This window comes from Vibrio sp. 11986-1-5 (assembly GCF_963878025.1).
Taxonomy (GTDB): Bacteria; Pseudomonadota; Gammaproteobacteria; order Enterobacterales; family Vibrionaceae; genus Vibrio; species Vibrio injensis.
This window is the reverse complement of sequence record NZ_CAWNVW010000004.1, coordinates 13,166-31,794: the sequence shown is the minus strand read 5'-3', so window position 1 is coordinate 31,794 and position 18,629 is coordinate 13,166. Positions and strand designations below refer to the sequence as shown.

The window sequence follows — 18,629 nt, the reverse complement described above, 5'->3', positions numbered from 1 at the left end:
CTCTGGTTGAGGCGATGATGCAAGGTATTCTTTCTATCCAATCTCATGTGGTCTACGGCTGCGCAGGAAATAGCTCAGCCGTTTTCCCTTTACAGCGCTTAGGGCATATCGTCTGGCCGATTCATACGGTGCAGTTTTCAAACCATACCCAATATCAACAGGGTTGGCGTGGTAAAGTGATGCCATCAGGCAGTATTACAGAACTGATGGATGGCTTAACCACTATTGATGTGACCCGCGACGTGAAAGCGATCATCTCTGGTTATATGGGCAGTGGTGCGCAGGCTGATGAAATTTTAGAGACGGTTGAGCGTGTGAAAGCAGCCAATCCTCACGCCTTATATATCTGCGATCCCGTCATGGGCGATCCGTTAAAGGGCTGTGTTGTCAGTCCTGAGGTGACGGAAGCGCTCTGTGAGCGGATCATGAAACAAGCGGATATTATTGTGCCTAATCAGTTTGAGTTAACCCATTTTACTGGAATTGAAATTAACGATTTACCATCGGCGATCAAGGCGTGTCAACGCGCTTTAACCATGGGACCGAAAATTGTCTTAGTCAAGCATCTACATAGTGCATCAGAAGATGAATTTACGATGCTGATGGGCTGTGCGGATGGATTGTTTATTGTTACTCGGCCGTTACTGGACTTTGCTCGTCAACCCGTTGGTGTGGGTGATTTAATCACATCGCTGTTTACCGGGCATTATCTGAATAATCATGATCCTGTAAAATCATTCGAGCTGTGTAATCATGCGGTTTATCGTGTTTTACAAGCCACTGCGCAGCGTGGAGAATGGGAGCTGCAAATTATTCCGGCTCAAGAGGCATTTGCTGATCTTTCTGTGGTTGATTTTACGGCGAGGCCATTATTGGCGAACGCAGATAAATCGTCGATTTAATCACGAAAGGTCTACAGACCCTAAGGATGGCATCGGCTGTCCTTTCTCTACTTTGTTCTTATCTCTTAATCCCCTTCGCTAAATCATGCTCATCAGAAAAACGCGGTTCGGTTTTATTTTGGTGAGCATGATTTTCCTCTTTGTCCTTTCAATCGCTTGATCACGTCAACTTATCTCAGTAGTGCAAGACCTTTATCCTGATCTTTATCTTTTTACCTTTTGTTAGGTTTGGTTGTTATTGTTTTTATCTATATGAAAAATATAGAGGTTTATTTTTATTTTCCTTGCCCTTATCTAAAAATATACGGATTCAGTCATTGTTTTATTGATAACCATATCCTTATTTTTTCTGCGCCTTTTCGGCGTAAGCTGCAGCCAAATTCAGTAAGGCGTTGCGGTGGCTTATTCGCCAATCACGACTCTTGCTCATTATGGTTTGAGCTTATCGCTCGTAGAAAATATCGGGAGACGTTATGTCATCGAATACCAAAAAAATTGGCGTCATCGCCTGTACCGGGGTCGTCGCGGGTAACATGATGGGCAGTGGTATTGCCTTGTTACCCTCAAGCCTTGCTACGGTTGGCTCTATTTCTTTATTCAGTTGGATCATTTGTATTATTGGTGCGCTGAGTTTGGCGTTTGTGTTTGCTCGCTTAGCCACTAAAAATCCACAACAAGGTGGTCCGATTGCCTATGCTGGTGAAATTTCACCGGTGTTTGGTTTTCAAGCTGGGGTGCTTTATTACCATGCTAACTGGATTGGTAACTTAGCGATTGCCATCACTGGGGTGTCTTATCTTTCCGTTTTCTTCCCCATTTTGAACAACCCTGTTCCTGCCGGTCTAGCGACCATTGCTGCAGTATGGTTGTTTACCTTAGTGAATCTATTAGGTGGGAGCTGGGTTAGCCGTTTATGTACCTTTGGTTTGGCATTAATTCTTATTCCGGTATTAGGCACCGCTTTACTGGGCTGGACTCACTTTGATATGGCGACCTATCAACAGAACTGGAACGTCTCTGCTGGCAGCGATAACCATGCGATCATTAGTGCGGTGCTGATTTGTTTGTGGTCTTTTGTCGGTGTCGAATCGGCGGCGGTATCCTCCGGTATGGTGCACAATCCCAAGCGCACTGTGCCATTAGCAACCATGTTAGGCACGGCATTAGCTGGGGTTATTTATATCCTCTCTACTCAGATGATCAGCGGTATGTTTCCTGCGGCAGAAGTGGCGGCATCCGGTGCTCCCTTTGCGCTTGCCACCACAGCGCTCTTCGGCAGTTGGTCTGCGCCATTTGTTTCTGCGTTTACTGCATTAGCGTGCTTTACGTCATTAGGCTCTTGGATGATGTTGGTTGGCGAAGCGGGAAAACGCGCCGCGAGTGATGGCAACTTCCCGAAAATTTACGGTGATACGGATAGCAATGGTGTACCAAAGAAAGGCTTAATTCTCGCATCAATCAAAATGACAGCGTTGATGAGTATCTTGATGGTCTTTAGTTCTCAAACGGCTCACGCCGCCGATATTTTTAGTCAACTCACAACCGATGCGGTGTTGCTCACCATGCTGCCGTATTTCTATTCCAGTATTAACTTGATTCGTTTTGAAGGTATGACGACTCGCAATGGGTTTGTGATGTTGTTCTCCGGTGTGGCTAGCGCATTTTGTATGGTGGCGTTAGCGGGAGCGGAAGGAACAACGTTAACTGCCACCTTTATCATGTCATTAGTGATTTTGATGTTCTACAGCAAAAAAGCGGGGCTGGCTCAGTACATGGAATTACATAAAAACGATCAGCCCGTGTCAGCGGCTTAATTTCCCTCGCTAGGGCATGGTTAACATGCACCGCTAGCGTTCATTTACCCCTTGGTGCTTCTTCTCCTCACTATCGCAATGGATAGGGAGCGCCTTTCTTCGTCTTGGAGATGTCCAAATGAATATTTTTGCTATTTTGAACCACATGGGTGTGTTCTTTAAAGAAGAGCCAGTTCGTCAGCTGCATGCGGCTTTAGAAAAGGCTGGTTATGACGTGGTTTATCCGGTTGATGATAAAGATCTGATCAAATTGATTGAGATGAATCCTCGAATTTGTGGGGTGCTATTTGACTGGGATAAATACTCTCTAGAGCTTTGTGAGCGGATCAGCGACGTTAATGAAAAACTGCCTGTGCACGCTTTTGCTAACGAACAATCCACCTTGGATATTTCACTGACGGATTTGCGTTTGAATGTCAGCTTTTTTGAGTACGCACTAGGCATGGCTGATGATATCGCGATCAAAATTAATCAGGCGACGCAAGAATACAAAGACGCCATTATGCCTCCGTTTACCAAAGCGCTATTTAAATATGTCGAAGAAGGGAAATATACCTTCTGTACTCCGGGACATATGGGCGGAACGGCATTTCAAAAAAGCCCTGCGGGGAGTATTTTCTACGATTTTTATGGCCCGAATACCTTTAAGGCGGATGTCTCTATTTCGATGCCTGAACTTGGCTCGCTATTGGATCACTCTGGCCCACATAAAGAAGCCGAAGAGTATATCGCTCGTACCTTTAATGCCGATAACTCATACATAGTGACGAACGGAACGTCAACATCGAACAAAATCGTGGGTATGTATTCTGCACCTGCAGGAAGTACGGTATTGGTGGATCGTAACTGTCATAAGTCTCTGACTCATTTGATGATGATGACCGATGTCACGCCGATTTATTTCCGTCCGACCCGTAATGCTTACGGTATTTTAGGCGGTATTCCACAACGCGAATTTAGCCGCGAAGTGATCGCAGAAAAAGTGGCGAAGACTCCGGGTGCAAGCGCGCCGAGCTACGCTGTTATCACCAACTCTACTTATGATGGCTTACTCTACAACACGCAATTCATCAAAGAATCGTTAGATTGTAAACACATTCACTTCGACAGTGCTTGGGTGCCTTACACTAACTTTAACCCTATTTATGAAGGCAAGTGTGGTATGAGTGGGCAGGCGATGCCGGGTAAAGTGTTCTATGAAACACAATCAACCCATAAGCTGCTGGCCGCATTCTCACAGGCTTCGATGATTCACATCAAAGGTGAGTTTGATAAAGAGTCATTTAATGAAGCCTTTATGATGCACACCTCCACCTCACCTCAATACGGAATTGTGGCGTCAACCGAAACTGCAGCGGCGATGATGCGTGGCAATACAGGCCGTAAGTTGATGCAAGATTCTATTGATCGAGCAGTACGTTTTCGGAAAGAGATCAAACGGTTAAAAGGTGAAAGTGACAGCTGGTTCTTCGATGTATGGCAGCCAGAAAACATTGATACGACAGAATGTTGGAAGCTAGACCCTAACGATAACTGGCATGGTTTTAAAGGTATTGATGATGATCATATGTACCTTGATCCCATTAAAATTACGTTGTTAACCCCGGGAATGAACCAGCAAGGTGAGCTTGAAGCCTCAGGGATTCCAGCGGCCTTAGTGGCTAAGTTTCTTGATGAACGCGGCATTGTAGTTGAGAAAACGGGCCCGTATAACCTGCTCTTCTTATTTTCTATTGGTATCGATAAATCGAAGGCGATGCAACTGTTACGTGCGTTAACTGAGTTTAAACGTGGTTATGATTTGAATTTAACCATTCGCTCGATTTTGCCTGCATTGTATCAAGAGGACCCGAGTTTTTATGAAGGAATGCGTATCCAAGAATTGGCTCAAGGCATTCATCATTTGATCCATAAATACTCACTACCAGAATTGATGTACAAGGCGTTTGATGTTTTACCAGAAATGAAATTGACGCCTCACGCGGCATGGCAACAAGAGTTACGTGGTCAAACGGAAGAGATTTTGCTGAATGAGATGGTCGGTCGGATTAGCGCCAATATGATCCTGCCTTATCCTCCTGGTGTGCCTTTGGTGCTGCCTGGTGAGATGGTGACAGAAGACTCTCGTCCAGTTTTAGAGTTTTTGGAAATGCTCTGTGAAATTGGTGCTCATTATCCCGGGTTTGATACCGATATTCATGGTCTGTATCGTCAAAAAGACGGTACTTACACGGTGAAAGTATTAAAAGCCTAGTGAGCTAGCTTTATGCCTTGCTGGCTATTAACGGTGAATACGGTCGCTAGCCACTAAGGGGGGCTTTTTATATAACCAAGAGTCTTTTCAGGCTCTTGGTTATTTTTTTGCTTTAATTATACGCTTTAGCTACTCGACCTAAAGAGCTTAACTGGTAGTGCTCGGTATGAGTATGACTAGCGATTTATTTCAGGTGGTTAAAAAGAGTATTGAGCACTTAAGTAAAACTCACGTGGTGCGCCGGGCATAATTTGCGTTGCTCCGGTGGCACTGACGTAGTAGTCCTTATCCAATAGGTTTTCGACACTCAACTGAGTTTTCCAATCTTGCCATTGATAACCGATGCGCGCGTCAAGGCGGGCGTAACCGGGCAGCGTGGTGGTGTTATTGCTATCAGCAAAACGATCGCCTACTGCCGTTATGCCCGTTTCACCAAACCAACCTTGTCCATGTTGGTAAGCAAGGAAAAGCTGACCATTAAGTTTGGATACCGCACTTGGGCGATTACCTTGGGTATTGGCCTCTGATTTGATGATTTTGGCATCTTGCCAACCGATCCCGCCGCGCAGTGACCATTGGTCGTTAAGATAAGCTTTGATGTCTAACTCGACGCCATCAGTGCGTTGTAAACCGGTGAGGATGGTCACTTCAGGATCGAGTGGATCTTTCATGCGCCGATTGTACATTTCTAAACGATATACCGATAACGTGGTGGCGATTCGGCCATTGAGCCAATCACTTTTTACTCCCGTTTCATACAAGCGACTGTTCTCTGGATCGAGTTCATTGGCTGGATTACCCGGAGTAATACCAATCAATCCGCCGCCAACCGGTGAGAAGGTTTTACTGTAAGAGACGTACAGGGCGTGATCGGCGACCGGATTCCACACCAAACCTAAGCGAGGGCTGAGTGTATAAGAGGTTTGGGTCTCTTGTTTGTTGGTGTCAATACGCTGAGTATTGACGTAAAACTCATCGTAGCGCAGGCCCATTAATAGGTGCCAGTCATTGATACTGAGCTGATCTTGCATATACACGCCACTGGTACGAACCTTGTGCTTAGCATCACTTGATAAGGCCATCTCTCCTTGGTAAGTGGGCAATTGATCCGGTTGGTAGAGATCGCCAGCGGGAATGGATTGCTTATTACGATAGAGTGTCGGTGTGCGTTCTTGCCAACTGTGCTCAATACCCGTTAATAGACGGTGACTGATTGGCCCTGTCGTAAATTGGCCTTCCATCTCGAGTTGGTTGGTTAAGGTGTTCGCCTTGAGAAATTGTTGCCAGCGATTTCTTACCACTTGATCGCCTTTGACTTGCACGACATAGGTGTTATCAAATTCACTATCGAGCTTAATGTAACTGAGTTGCTGGCGCAGTTGCCAACTATCGTTGATCTGCCAGGTTAAACGTGAACGAATCGCTTCACTAACGTCGTTAATAAAGTCACGTGAGGTATCACTGTATACGGCACTGTTAGCGACCTCTGCTGGGCGACCATTAACACTAGGAATGCCGCGATCTGGCGTTCGGTCATGAGCGTTGCGCTCATATTGGATTAACCAGTTAAGATCGTCGTTGATGGTCCAAGCCAACGAAGGAGCAAATAGCGTGCGTTTGCTGTTGACGCCATCACGAAAGCTGTTGTTATCTTCTTGCGCCATGTTTAAACGCACTTGTACGTCATCATGCCACTCACCGTTTAAATCGACGGCTAAACGTTGATAATCATGGCTACCGATCCGAGCATGGATACTGGACTTTTGGTCTTTGTGTGGTGTTTTACTGACCCGATTAATGATGCCGCCACTACTGCCTCGACCATAGAGTACCGCGGCTGGCCCTTTAAGAATTTCCACACTTTCAATATTGCCTAAATCTCGGGTGTATTGCATATCATCACGAAAACCATCGAGATAAAAATCGTTACTGGCGCCAAAGCCGCGAATCATTACGCTATCAAAACGAGTATCGTTGACCGCATCAATACCAGGAGTACCAACCAGTGCGGTACTTAACGAGGCGGGTGCAAAGGCGGTGAGTTGCTCGGCAGATACACTGTTGATGGTCTGTGGTATCAACTTAGCGGGGGTTTCGGTACGCGTCGCCGTTGACACTATTGGATGTTGACTACTTTGACTGGTAATCGTTATGGTTTCAGGTTGACTGTCGGCTTGCGTGAACGTTGAGACGATAGCAAGGCACAGCAAGCTCGGGCGAAGAGAATGAGAGAAAAAAGGCATATAAGTACTGACTAAAAGTTGTTTATCTCTTACCCACATCATCGACGACGAGTGAGGAATATTGACTCGCCTAAGTATTAACGTTATGAGTTATCGACGTAGCGTAAGAGTAATGATCAACGGGTTAATAACAAGGTTGTGAATAATAATTGTTATTATTTACATTTCAAGTGTTAATTTATCTTTGAGGCTTAATTGATACGAGCGATGTATGAATGACAAGGAGGGAGTGATGAGCAAGCGGCAATGATATTGACATCCGGTGGCATCTTGCGCCGATACCACCGAACGGTGCAATTCAGATAAACATTAGCGGTAGGTCATCAGATTCATATCTTCAAACCATTTAGTCAGCTCAGCTTTGGAAAGGTGAGCGGTTTGCTCGATCATTGTGCGAGTCAAATGAGGGGCGAATTTAGCAATAAAATCATACATGTATTGCTGTAAAAACAGGTTTTTGCTATAGCACAACCAAGCATAGCAGTCTGGTACTAAGCCTTCGAGAGAGCGAACGACAATACTATCACTCATCGTGTGAGTCGCAACAGAGGCGATAAGTCCCACTCCCACGCCCAGCCTAACGTACTCTTTGATTACCTCAGCATCCATAGCGGTAACGATGTACGTTGGAGTCAGTCCGCGCTTGGCAAATGCGTCATCGATGGCCATACGACCAGTTGATTTTAATTCGTAGCTGATTAATTTTTCTTGAGCCAGTTGCTCAAGAGTAATGTTTTCAACGTTCGCTAGAGGGTGATTGAGCGGTAAAATTAAGCTCAGTGACCATTTATAGGCGGGTAGCACGGTTAAATCGGCTTGCTCGTCAATTTCTTGGGCAACGACAGAAAAGTCATACGGACCTGTTGGCAACGTATTACCGCGGCTATCGGGTTCGATGGTGCCCATGTGCAGCGAGACTTTAGGATACTTGTTCATAAAGTAGCGCACGGTTTCGGGCAATAAAAATTTCGCGATAGCGTTGGTGGTATGAATGTTCATTCTTCCGCGATCGGGGGCGGTAACGCTAGCAGAGATGGCTTTAATTTTTTCTTCAATTTCGAGCATTTTGCTCGCTTCTTGAATGATTTGTTGACCAATTTCGGTGGCACCAGACAGATGCTTACCTTGTCGCTCAAAGATTTGTACGCCGAGCTCTCCCTCAAGTAATGCCACCTGTTTACTGATCCCCGGCTGTGAGGTAAACAGTTTTTCTGAGGTTAACGAGATATTATAGCCATTGCGCTGTATCTCTCGGATGTAGCGCAGTTGCTGTAATTTCATGGGTGATCTCCTGAGGTTGGCTCGGTGGTATTATCGGGCATCGCCAGTTCTTGGCATGCTTTTCAGTTATATCGATAAGGGATTGTTATAACAATATTTATCTTATCAGAGCAAGTGAAGAATCAATAAAAAAGGCTTACCGTAGTAAGCCTTGATGAATTTTGTAGCCTGATGCTGAAATTAGTTCATGCCGTATTTTTTCAGTTTCTTACGAAGAGTGCCGCGGTTGATACCCATCATGGTTGCTGCGCGAGTTTGGTTACCGCGAGTGTATTGCATGATGATGTCTAATAGTGGCTGTTCAACTTCGGCTAGAACTAATTCGTAGAGTTCAGTCACTTCCTGACCATTTAACTGGGCAAGGTAGTTTTTAAGAGACGCTTTAACGGAATCGCGCAATGGTTTTTGCGTGATTTGATCTTGTGAAGTTACGGTAGTTACGGTTAAAGCTTCTGAAGTCAGATTTTGTTCGAACATATTCGGTCTAGCTCTTCTCTTAATTATGATGCAACGTTATCAAAATAACCTTCAAGTGCTTCTATCTGCAGCGGAGCTGCTTCAAGCGCATTGAAGATACGGCGAAACTCACTGGCTTGTTCATGTTCTTTTAGGTACCAGCCTACGTGCTTACGCACAATTCTAGGCCCTAAATACTCACCATAAAACTGATGGAGAGCGTGCACATGACCAAGCAAAATGTCTTTTACTTCCTGAGCTGGAAGTTCAGGCATGGTGGTACCGCTTTCCAAATAGTGTTGGATTTCCTGAAAAATCCATGGACGACCTTGGGCAGGCCGACCAATCATTAAAGCGTCAGCACCGGTATAATCCAGCACCTGTTTCGCTTTTTGTGGAGAATCAATGTCCCCATTTGCGATGACAGGAATGCTGATCGCCTGTTTAACGGCTTTAATGCTGTCGTATTCTGCCTCTCCTTTGTACATACAAGTACGAGTTCGCCCATGAAGCGCAAACGCCTGTATGCCGCAGTTTTCGGCTAATTGAGCGATATAAACACAGTTTTTATTGTCTGTGTCCCAGCCCGTTCGGGTTTTGAGGGTGACAGGAACCTTGACTGCATCGACGACCGCTTTAAGAATGTTTTCAATCACATCCGGATAACGGAGTAGTGCAGAACCCGCGAGCTTTTTATTCACTTTTTTTGCCGGACAGCCCATATTGATATCGATGATTTGCGCACCGTTTTCAACACTGAACTGAGCGGCTTCTGCCATCTGCTGTGGATCGCTACCTGCAATTTGTACTGAGCGAATGCCCGATTCGCCTTGATGCACCATGCGGTTTTTCGATTTATCGGTTTTCCATAGTGCGGGATTGGAGGACATCATTTCACTGACGGCCATTCCTGCACCATAACGGAGACACAACTCACGAAACGGCCTATCGGTGACTCCAGCCATCGGAGCGACGATGAGGTTATTGTTAAGTTGATGATTTCCGATTTTCAAAACGTCTTCACAGCTTCATACCAGTAAGGGCGCGCATTTTACGCATTTTTTCACGGTGTGAAAAGACTAATATTTGAGCATTGGACAATTGTTTTTGTAAATTGTCTATATTTCAATCAATTAACTGATAAACTCTTCATTAATCTTGCTTGCGACCAGTAATCCGACACCACTCTTCTTGCTCAATAATTGGGTCTATGTCTAATTGATCACGGTAATAGGTCGCGACGTCTTCGGCTTGTGTATTCAGCACACCAGACATTGCCAACAGACCACCTGGTTTAATTAAGCTTTTAATTACTGCAGAAAGCTCACGCAATGGGCCCGCTAAAATATTGGCAACTAGGACATCAGCGACCAAATTCTCTGGTTGATTTTGCGGTAGGTAAACTTCAATTTTATCAGCGACACCATTGCGCTCAGCATTGTCTCTGGATGCTTGCAGTGCTTGCGGATCGATATCAATACCGATCACTTTCGCGGCACCGAGTTTAATCGCGGCAATCGCAAGAATGCCGGAGCCACAGCCAAAGTCGATCACGGTTTTGCCACTCAGATCGAGTGAATCAAGCCATTGTAAACACAGTGCGGTAGTTGGGTGTGTACCGGTACCAAACGCCAAGCCTGGGTCAAGTAGGACATTGACGGCGTTAGGATCGGGGATCTCGCGCCAGCTTGGGCAGATCCATAACCGTTCACCAAACTTCATCGGATGGAAATTATCCATCCATTCCCGCTCCCAATCTTTGTCTTCTATTTGCTCGATTTTGTACGAGAAGTCGTCGGCAAGTAGTTGGCTGTCACGGATTTGAGCAAGGATACTTGGGGTATCGACTTCGGCGTCATACAAGGCTAATAGGTCAGTATCGCCCCACAAACGAGTCTCACCCGGTAGTGGTTCAAAGACAGGGGTATCTTTTGCATCGAGTAAGGTGACTGATAGAGCACCGGTCTCTTCCATTAACATATCGCTGATCGCTTCAGCATTTTCATTAGTAGCATTCAGTTTAATTTGAATCCAAGGCATGGCATGAGCTCTCTTTTATTCGCGGTTATTGGCGCAGAGTTTAACAGGTTTGTCGGCTCGCTTCCTACCTGAAGTTATCTTGAACAAAAAGGCGTCGTCGATCCTCATGGACGGGAAAGGAGAGATAATCAATAGCCAGAAAAAAAATGCCCACCGAAGTGGGCATTATGTTCATTGAGGCGCGATGCGACTATTTCATGCCGAGTTTCTTTTCAAGATAGTGGATGTTGGTGCCACCATTTTGGAAGTTTTCGTCATTCATGATGATCTCTTGTAAAGGAATATTGGTTTTAATTCCTTCAATAATCATTTCATCGAGCGCGTTACGCATGCGGGCTAGCGCGACATTACGGTTTTCACCGTAGGTGATCAGTTTGCCGACCATCGAATCGTAGTAAGGCGGTACGGTATAACCTGCGTAAATGTGTGATTCCCAACGAACGCCCATGCCGCCTGGAGAATGGAAACGGGTGATCGTGCCCGGAGAAGGTAAGAATCGCTCCGGATCTTCAGCGTTAATACGACATTCGACGGCATGGCCGCGGATCTTAATGTCGTCTTGCGTAAAGGAGAGTGGTTGGCCTGCAGCAATACGTAATTGCTCTTTGATCAAATCCACTCCAGTGATCATTTCTGTCACTGGGTGTTCAACCTGAATACGGGTGTTCATTTCAATGAAGTAGAACTCGCCGTTTTCATACAGAAACTCAAAAGTACCAGCGCCGCGATAGCCAATTTCAATACAAGCACGTGTACAGCGCTCACCGATGTATTTGCGTACTTCTTCGGTGATGCCCGGTGCTGGTGCTTCTTCGACCACTTTTTGGTGACGACGTTGCATTGAGCAATCGCGTTCACCAAGATGAATCGCATTACCTTGACCATCAGCCAGTACTTGAACTTCAATATGACGTGGGTTTTCGAGGAATTTCTCCATATAAACCATGTCGTTATTGAAGGCGCCTTTTGCTTCTGCACGGGTCATGTTGATCGCGGTGATCAACTCGGCTTCTGAGCGTACCACGCGCATGCCTCGACCGCCGCCGCCGCCAGAGGCTTTGATGATCACGGGATAGCCGATGCGTTTCGCGTGAGCTTTATTTTTAGCTTCATCACCATCAAGAGGACCGTCTGAGCCTGGTACGCAAGGTACGCCGGCTTTTTTCATGGCATTAATGGCTGACACTTTGTCACCCATTAAGCGGATAGTCTCGGCTCTAGGACCGACAAAGATAAAACCACTGCGTTCGACTTGCTCAGCAAAATCGGCGTTTTCAGACAGAAATCCGTAACCAGGATGAATGGCAACCGCACCTGTCACTTCGGCAGCAGAAATAATGCGTGGAATATTAAGATAACTATCGATGCCTTTCGCAGGACCGATACAAACCGTTTCATCTGCGAGGAGAACGTGTTTTAGGTCGCGGTCTGCGGTAGAGTGAACCGCGACCGTTTTAATCCCTAATTCTTTACAGGCGCGAAGAATACGAAGCGCAATCTCGCCTCGGTTCGCGATAACTAATTTATCTAGCATAACCATTGGCCTCGATTATTCGATGACGACAAGAGGTTGATCAAATTCAACCGGTTGACCATCTTCGACAAGAATTGCGGTAACGACGCCAGATTTATCTGCTTCGATTTGGTTCATCATTTTCATCGCTTCAACGATACATAAAGTATCACCTACAGAAACACTTTGACCGACTTCAATAAAGCTTTTTGATTCTGGGCTTGGTGAGCGGTAGAAGGTACCAACCATTGGTGACAACACTTGATGACCCGTTGGTACTTTGGCGACAGGAGCCGCTTCAGCCGTTGCAACGGGGGCCGCTACTGGTGCTGCGACAGGAGCCGCCGGTGCTGCAGCGTAATGAACCTGAGTGGTTGGTGCTGGGCTGTGACGACTGATGCGTACCGATTCTTCACCTTCAGAGATTTCTAACTCAGAAATGCCAGACTCTTCCACTAATTCAATCAATTTCTTTATTTTACGAATATCCATTGGTTCTTTCTCTTTTATCTTGTGAGTAAGACAGCCCTATTAAGGACTGTAGAATGTTGTGTGTTACTTTGTTTGCAGTGCGTGAATCGCTGCCGACAAAGCAAATTCATAGCCTTGTGCACCTAGGCCACAGATCACCCCTTGAGCCTTATCAGACAGATAGGAGTGATGACGAAACGGTTCGCGTGCATGTACATTAGAGAGATGCACTTCGATAAACGGTATCGCGACACCCAGTAAGGCATCACGGAGCGCTACACTGGTATGAGTAAAAGCGGCTGGATTGATAATGATGAAATCCACCTGATTGTGCGCCTGGTGAATGGCTTCAATCAATTCATACTCACGATTCGATTGCAGATGATCTAATGCTACATCGGCCAGCGCGGCTTGTTGGCGTAACTTATCAATGATCAGCTCAAGGGTCTGTGCGCCGTAATGTTCCGGCTCACGTAAACCCAGCAGGTTTAAGTTTGGACCATTAAGAACAAGAATGCGTAATTTTGCGGTCATTATGTAGCTATCGTCCTCTATCGTGAGATGTAACCTGATAATTTCATATTATGGCACTTTCGACCTACTTTTTTTGTCAAAAGTTCGCTGTTTTTATGAAATTGACCACGATTATAGCTAATTCGTCGCAAATGGCAGCAATTTACTGGTCTAATGACTATGGTGACTGTTTTTTTGAACGACTATTGTTAGTCAAGGCTAGCTTTAAGAGGTGAAGCTTGAGGCTTTAGAACTGAGATTCTAGGTTCGAGGAAAGGCAGGTAATAGGGAAATAAAACTAAGATCCTAGGGCTAGGCCCTAGAATCTCATTGACGGTTCTTTTACAACTGCGCTTGTTCAGCAATCAACTTATCAACTACGCTTGGATCGGCAAGCGTTGAGGTATCGCCTAAGTTACTGGTATCGCCAGTGGCAATTTTACGTAAAATACGGCGCATGATTTTACCTGAACGAGTTTTCGGCAGCGAGTCGGTCCAATGCAGTACATCGGGCGTGGCGATAGGGCCAATCTCTTTACGCACCCAATCTTTGACTTCTTTGTGTAGCTCAGCGCTAGGGTAGACGCCATGATTAAGGGTAATGTAAGCGTAAATGGCTTGTCCTTTAATATCGTGCGGGATACCCACAATCGCCGCTTCGGCAATTTTATCAAACGCAACTAGGGCCGATTCGATTTCTGCGGTACCCATCCGGTGGCCAGATACGTTCAAGACATCATCGACTCGTCCGGTTATCCAGTAATAGCCATCCTCGTCACGGCGTGCGCCATCGCTAGTAAAGTACATACCTTGGAAAGTAGAGAAGTAGGTTTGTTCAAAGCGTTCATGATCGCCGTAGACGGTGCGCATCTGCCCTGGCCATGAATCGAGGATCACTAAGTTACCTTCACTTGCCCCCTCGATAAGGTTACCCATGTTGTCTACTAATGCGGGTTGAACACCAAAGAAGGGACGTGTAGCTGAACCTGGTTTTAAAGCGGTTGCGCCAGGCAGAGGACTGATTAAAATGCCGCCCGTTTCCGTTTGCCACCAAGTATCGACAATCGGAGATTGCTCGTTACCAATGGTTTTGTAATACCACTGCCAAGCTTCGGGGTTAATCGGTTCACCTACCGAGCCCATGATGCGTAAGCTGCTACGGTGCGTCCCTTTAATGGCTTCATCACCTTTTGCCATCAAAGCACGAATCGCGGTTGGTGCAGTATAAAGGATATTAACTTGGTGTTTATCGACCACTTGGCTCATACGATTCGTGTCGGGATAATTCGGCACACCTTCAAATAAAAGGGTTTTTGCTCCATTGGCTAACGGACCATAGAGGAGATAAGTGTGGCCAGTTATCCAGCCGACATCTGCGGTGCACCAGAAAGTTTCTTGGGGTTGATAATCAAAGATGTATTTAAAGGTCATCGCCGCATACACCAAATAGCCACCAGTGGTATGCAATACACCTTTCGGTTTACCCGTTGAGCCTGACGTATAGAGAATAAACAGTGGATCCTCGGCCTTCATCTCTTCTGCTGGGCAGTGATCAGAGACGTGAGCCATGGCTTCATGCCACCAGACATCTCGATGCTCGTGCCAGTCGACTTGACCGCCTGTGCGTTGGAAAACAATCACCTTATTAATGGTTTTAATTTCAGGATGAGTCAGCGCTTCATCGACGTTTTTCTTCAAGGGGACAGCTCGGCCAGCTCGCACACCTTCGTCAGCGGTGATCACTAAGGTGGCATCGGAATCGATGATCCGTCCCGAGAGAGCTTCCGGCGAAAAACCGCCAAAGACCACAGTATGTACGGCACCAATTCGAGTACAGGCTAACATCGCCACAGCCGCTTCCGGCACCATGGGCATGTATAAGCACACCACATCGCCTTTACGTACACCTTGAGCTTTTAATACGTTAGCAAATCGGCAAACTTGTTGATGGAGCTGGCGATAAGTCAGGGTGGTATCATTCGCGGGATCATCGCCTTCCCAAATAATGGCAATCTGATCGCCCCGCTCTGCTAGATGGCGGTCAAGGCAGTTTGCCGAGACATTCAAGGTGCCATCTTCAAACCAACGAATATCGACGTGTCCGGTATCAAATGAGGTGTTTTTCACTAGGCTAAAGGGTTTTATCCAATCAACAATTTTGCCATGTTCACGCCAAAATCCTTCAGGATCGGTGACAGATTGTTGATACATAGCGAGATAGGTATCGTTGTCGGCATGGGTACACGCTTTGATGTTCTCTTTAACTGGATAAATGTGGGCATCGCTCATGACTAACTCTCCTTGTGTAAGCGGTCAATTCCCTTGTGCTCTTAAACCAACTTGATGGGGAATATCGTTTTATTTAAAACGCTTTAATGGGTTGGCTGAACATCATTAATGGGAAGCTTTTATGCCTTTAACTGTTAGTCACCAGCAAGATTTACACAATTAGACTTTAGGATGAGGCCTCGATTAGCTAAGAGCTGGGCTGTGTTGATAAGGGCTTTTTAGCTTCGGTAATCCGCCTTTACTGAGGCGCACAAAAACTAATGCGGCGGTAATCGCATCTTGCAGAGCATCGTGCTTGTCTTGCATTGGCAAGTCGAGATGATGGCAAATCGCCGCGAGACTTAGATCAAAGTAGGCATTAGGTAGTTGTTTTTCCAACTGTTGATGATAAAGCTGGCTGACTTCGATCAGTGGATTTGGCAGTGGGAAGCCCAGTTGTTTGCGACAGGCGATATCAAGAATCGTTTTATCATAACGAATATGATAACCGACCAAGGGACGATTACCGATAAACGCGAGCAACTGTTGTAAAGCTTGCTGCTCCGACAAACCATAGGCGAGATCTTGATGACGTAACTGATGAATGCGTACCGATCCTGAATCTAAAGATGGTGGAGCGGCGAGGCGAACGTGGAAAGCTTGACTGGTGAGTATTCGATTATCGATGATTTTTGTCGCGGCGATACTGACTAGCTCGGCACGTTGTGGATCAAGGCTGGTGGTTTCACAGTCCAAAGAGACCAGTTCGCTTTTAAGGGGCGCGGTAAACAGATCTTGATAAGGTGACCCCGCTAATTTGTGGTGCCAATAATATCTCGCTAGCCAGTTCATCAGCGTTACTCCCTAATTTGGTAATGATAACTCAACCATTGCTTAAACTTTTTCACGACATGGAGACTGTGACGCAGTAAGTCTCTTTCGGTGCGTTCGAGCTGACCAAGCTGAATATGGTTGGCGTGATGTTGGTTAGTGATTTGTTGCGCTAGGCGCAATTTTAAAAACAGTTTTAACGCTTCTCTTAAGTTATCAGCAGTCTGTTTTTCTAATGCCTGTTGTGCCTGCAGTGCTTCAATGCGTTGAAAGGTGTTCGTGCTGCTGATTTGATATTCAAGACTTAGCGCCCGTATGCCATGAACAATAGGAAAAATACCGCCTTTCTTGATGTCCAAGCCGGATTTACTCGATTTAAGATGGCCAAATAAGGTCAGGGGTAGCGAAAAATTCAGTGCCGGACGAGTAAACTCAGCCAACACCGCATATTGCCCGTAGACGCTGGTCTGTAAATGGTGTTTTACTGGTTCGAGTAAGGTTTTATTTCCTGCTATAGGATAGGCATCAGCAAAGATAGCGAGGTTGAGCATGTGCTCGGGCCGTCTTGTCTGAATCCAGTGGCTGATGGTCGTTTGCCAATCGCTTTGTGATTGTACCCAGTCAGGATTATTGACCATGACTTTCCCCGGACAGAGTGGGTAACCAAGCTGGACTAAAGTGTGGGTGAGCGTTTCTAGCCATGGGGTTGAATGGGACCATTGAGCCTCATCGGCGATGATTAATGCATTGTCTTGATCAGTTTTGAGGATCTGCTCACCGCGCCCTTCTGAGCCTAAGACGACAAAGCAGCACTGCTGTTGTGCTTCACTGGGTACGATCAATTGGAAGGCTTTTTCGATGATCTGCTCATTAACTGCAGCAATCAGTTCCATGATAAAGCGGGTTCTTATTCCTCGGTTGAGTAAGCTTTCGACCAATTGCTGCTGCTTGTTCGCTGCAAAAGCTAACTCATCAATGCTCGTGGCACGAGCAATAGTCAATGTCAAAACGTGAGAGTGGGTCGAAAAAGCACTTAAGATCTGAACCATGGATAAAATTCCCACGGCTTTAAGCCCTTCGCAGACCACCAGACGTTTTATCTTGTGCCTAGTCATGCTGATCATTGCGTTAAACAGGAAGTCGCCTTGTTGGATATGCAGCACGGGGAAGGCTGCTATTTCGCCGACTTTCGTTTCCGGCGTGTACCCTTCTAGCATAATCGCATGTAAAAGATTACTGCGGGTAACGATACCATAAGGAGGCGTGTCTGCTGCTTCAGCACGCGAATCGCCCTTTGGCCATTCGACTAAGGCCGCATCCACGCGGCGACTTTTCATCTCTTGAGTGACGGCAGCTAAGGTCTGCTCGGGGTTGACCAACATTGGTGGTAGATAGATCTCGGGTTCTATTTTGGTCAGGATGAACTCAGCAAGATTTTTCTGTTGCTGGGCGACTTCAATTAGCTCTTGACGCTTGGCTAAATTGGTTTCGAAATACGCCGAAAATTGGCGATTTTCACGGCATAAAGCCAGAAAAACTTTTTTTGGCAACAGATAACTTAAGGTGTCTTCTAGTGCGATGTATTGATGCTTGGCGCCAGTTTCAAACAGAGCTCTCACGTCAAACATATCTTCATTAGTGTAGTGAGCATAGAGGGTTTTGCCATCCACCGAGCGCTCTTCTACCGTGCCTTTGATCAGAATCCACAGTTGATTACACGCTTGTCCTTGTTGGATCAATACGTCGTGCTCACGGTAGTAAGCAATATCTAAAGCGGTGCGTAATCGCTGTTGTTGCACCTCGGTTAAGCTGTCAAACGGAGGAGCGAGCATATTAAATTTGTCTGGCATGGTACTGACCTTAATAAGCAGAGTATCTGCGCTTTGTCTTTTCTGCTCAGTTTTAGTGTCCAATGAGCTTGGCGTGCGAAGAAATACGCTACGTTTATCGCTAAGTGTGGCTGCTTTTCACCAGCTCTCCAGACGACTTTGGTCTAATGTGAACCTAATTGAATGGTGAGCGTTGTCTGACTCTTGGTGGCCA

Annotated in this window: 14 protein-coding genes; 3 read left to right on the top strand and 11 right to left on the bottom strand. The window is 46.1% G+C overall.

The features are described 5' to 3' along the window. The first annotated feature begins 17 nt into the window (after positions 1 to 17). From pdxY to AACS00_RS01655, 3 genes are all read left to right on the top strand, one after another. Complete coding sequence (gene pdxY / locus AACS00_RS01665) at positions 18 to 902, top strand: pyridoxal kinase PdxY (protein WP_110168316.1); 885 nt, start codon at positions 18 to 20, stop codon at positions 900 to 902. Positions 903 to 1,375: 473 nt separating this feature from the next. Continuing rightward, positions 1,376 to 2,716 (top strand): cadaverine/lysine antiporter, encoded by a 1,341-nt coding sequence (gene cadB, locus AACS00_RS01660; protein WP_072671299.1) that lies wholly within the window; start codon positions 1,376 to 1,378, stop codon positions 2,714 to 2,716. Positions 2,717 to 2,834: 118 nt separating this feature from the next. Then, positions 2,835 to 4,970 carry a lysine decarboxylase CadA gene (locus AACS00_RS01655; RefSeq protein WP_110168284.1) on the top strand — a complete coding sequence of 712 codons (2,136 nt, stop codon included), beginning with the start codon at positions 2,835 to 2,837 and terminating at the stop codon, positions 4,968 to 4,970. Positions 4,971 to 5,167: 197 nt separating this feature from the next. Here AACS00_RS01655 and AACS00_RS01650 read toward each other — a convergent pair whose 3' ends face one another. From AACS00_RS01650 to AACS00_RS01600, 11 genes are all read right to left on the bottom strand, one after another. Continuing rightward, the gene (locus AACS00_RS01650) at positions 5,168 to 7,213 is read right to left on the bottom strand and encodes a TonB-dependent receptor (protein WP_110168315.1); all 2,046 of its coding nucleotides are present in this window, start codon (positions 7,211 to 7,213) and stop codon (positions 5,168 to 5,170) included. Between the two features lie 309 nt (positions 7,214 to 7,522). Then, on the bottom strand, positions 7,523 to 8,494 hold the full coding sequence (locus AACS00_RS01645; protein ID WP_004397333.1) for a LysR substrate-binding domain-containing protein: 972 nt from the start codon (positions 8,492 to 8,494) through the stop codon (positions 7,523 to 7,525). Positions 8,495 to 8,674: 180 nt separating this feature from the next. Further along, complete coding sequence (fis, locus tag AACS00_RS01640; RefSeq protein WP_004397332.1) at positions 8,675 to 8,971, bottom strand: DNA-binding transcriptional regulator Fis; 297 nt, start codon at positions 8,969 to 8,971, stop codon at positions 8,675 to 8,677. Between the two features lie 23 nt (positions 8,972 to 8,994). Then, positions 8,995 to 9,963 carry a tRNA dihydrouridine synthase DusB gene (dusB, locus tag AACS00_RS01635; protein WP_110168283.1) on the bottom strand — a complete coding sequence of 323 codons (969 nt, stop codon included), beginning with the start codon at positions 9,961 to 9,963 and terminating at the stop codon, positions 8,995 to 8,997. Positions 9,964 to 10,102: 139 nt separating this feature from the next. Next, on the bottom strand, positions 10,103 to 10,990 hold the full coding sequence (prmA, locus tag AACS00_RS01630) for a 50S ribosomal protein L11 methyltransferase (RefSeq protein WP_072671296.1): 888 nt from the start codon (positions 10,988 to 10,990) through the stop codon (positions 10,103 to 10,105). A 190-nt stretch (positions 10,991 to 11,180) separates the two neighbouring features. Then, positions 11,181 to 12,524, bottom strand: coding sequence for an acetyl-CoA carboxylase biotin carboxylase subunit (accC, locus tag AACS00_RS01625; protein ID WP_072671313.1), 1,344 nt, complete (start codon positions 12,522 to 12,524; stop codon positions 11,181 to 11,183). Between the two features lie 15 nt (positions 12,525 to 12,539). Beyond that, complete coding sequence (gene accB / locus AACS00_RS01620) at positions 12,540 to 12,995, bottom strand: acetyl-CoA carboxylase biotin carboxyl carrier protein (RefSeq protein WP_072671294.1); 456 nt, start codon at positions 12,993 to 12,995, stop codon at positions 12,540 to 12,542. Positions 12,996 to 13,058: 63 nt separating this feature from the next. After that, a complete protein-coding gene (gene aroQ, locus AACS00_RS01615; protein ID WP_110168282.1) occupies positions 13,059 to 13,508 on the bottom strand; it encodes a type II 3-dehydroquinate dehydratase in 450 nt (149 codons plus the stop codon). 321 nt (positions 13,509 to 13,829) lie between these two features. Continuing rightward, positions 13,830 to 15,776 (bottom strand): acetate--CoA ligase, encoded by a 1,947-nt coding sequence (gene acs, locus AACS00_RS01610; protein ID WP_110168281.1) that lies wholly within the window; start codon positions 15,774 to 15,776, stop codon positions 13,830 to 13,832. Positions 15,777 to 15,959: 183 nt separating this feature from the next. Next, positions 15,960 to 16,607, bottom strand: a complete 648-nt coding sequence (locus tag AACS00_RS01605; protein WP_110168280.1) for a 3'-5' exonuclease — start codon at positions 16,605 to 16,607, stop codon at positions 15,960 to 15,962. Between the two features lie 5 nt (positions 16,608 to 16,612). Continuing rightward, complete coding sequence (locus AACS00_RS01600; RefSeq protein WP_110168279.1) at positions 16,613 to 18,436, bottom strand: DUF294 nucleotidyltransferase-like domain-containing protein; 1,824 nt, start codon at positions 18,434 to 18,436, stop codon at positions 16,613 to 16,615. Positions 18,437 to 18,629: the final 193 nt, after the last annotated feature.

Coding starts and splice junctions, on each gene's coding strand:
- pdxY (WP_110168316.1), top strand. CDS start 18: ATGCAAGGTATTCTTTCTATCCAATCTCATGTGGTCTACGGCTGCGCA.
- cadB (WP_072671299.1), top strand. CDS start 1,376: ATGTCATCGAATACCAAAAAAATTGGCGTCATCGCCTGTACCGGGGTC.
- AACS00_RS01655 (WP_110168284.1), top strand. CDS start 2,835: ATGAATATTTTTGCTATTTTGAACCACATGGGTGTGTTCTTTAAAGAA.
- AACS00_RS01650 (WP_110168315.1), bottom strand. CDS start 7,213: ATGCCTTTTTTCTCTCATTCTCTTCGCCCGAGCTTGCTGTGCCTTGCT.
- AACS00_RS01645 (WP_004397333.1), bottom strand. CDS start 8,494: ATGAAATTACAGCAACTGCGCTACATCCGAGAGATACAGCGCAATGGC.
- fis (WP_004397332.1), bottom strand. CDS start 8,971: ATGTTCGAACAAAATCTGACTTCAGAAGCTTTAACCGTAACTACCGTA.
- prmA (WP_072671296.1), bottom strand. CDS start 10,990: ATGCCTTGGATTCAAATTAAACTGAATGCTACTAATGAAAATGCTGAA.
- accC (WP_072671313.1), bottom strand. CDS start 12,524: ATGCTAGATAAATTAGTTATCGCGAACCGAGGCGAGATTGCGCTTCGT.
- accB (WP_072671294.1), bottom strand. CDS start 12,995: ATGGATATTCGTAAAATAAAGAAATTGATTGAATTAGTGGAAGAGTCT.
- aroQ (WP_110168282.1), bottom strand. CDS start 13,508: ATGACCGCAAAATTACGCATTCTTGTTCTTAATGGTCCAAACTTAAAC.
- acs (WP_110168281.1), bottom strand. CDS start 15,776: ATGAGCGATGCCCACATTTATCCAGTTAAAGAGAACATCAAAGCGTGT.
- AACS00_RS01605 (WP_110168280.1), bottom strand. CDS start 16,607: ATGAACTGGCTAGCGAGATATTATTGGCACCACAAATTAGCGGGGTCA.
- AACS00_RS01600 (WP_110168279.1), bottom strand. CDS start 18,436: ATGCCAGACAAATTTAATATGCTCGCTCCTCCGTTTGACAGCTTAACC.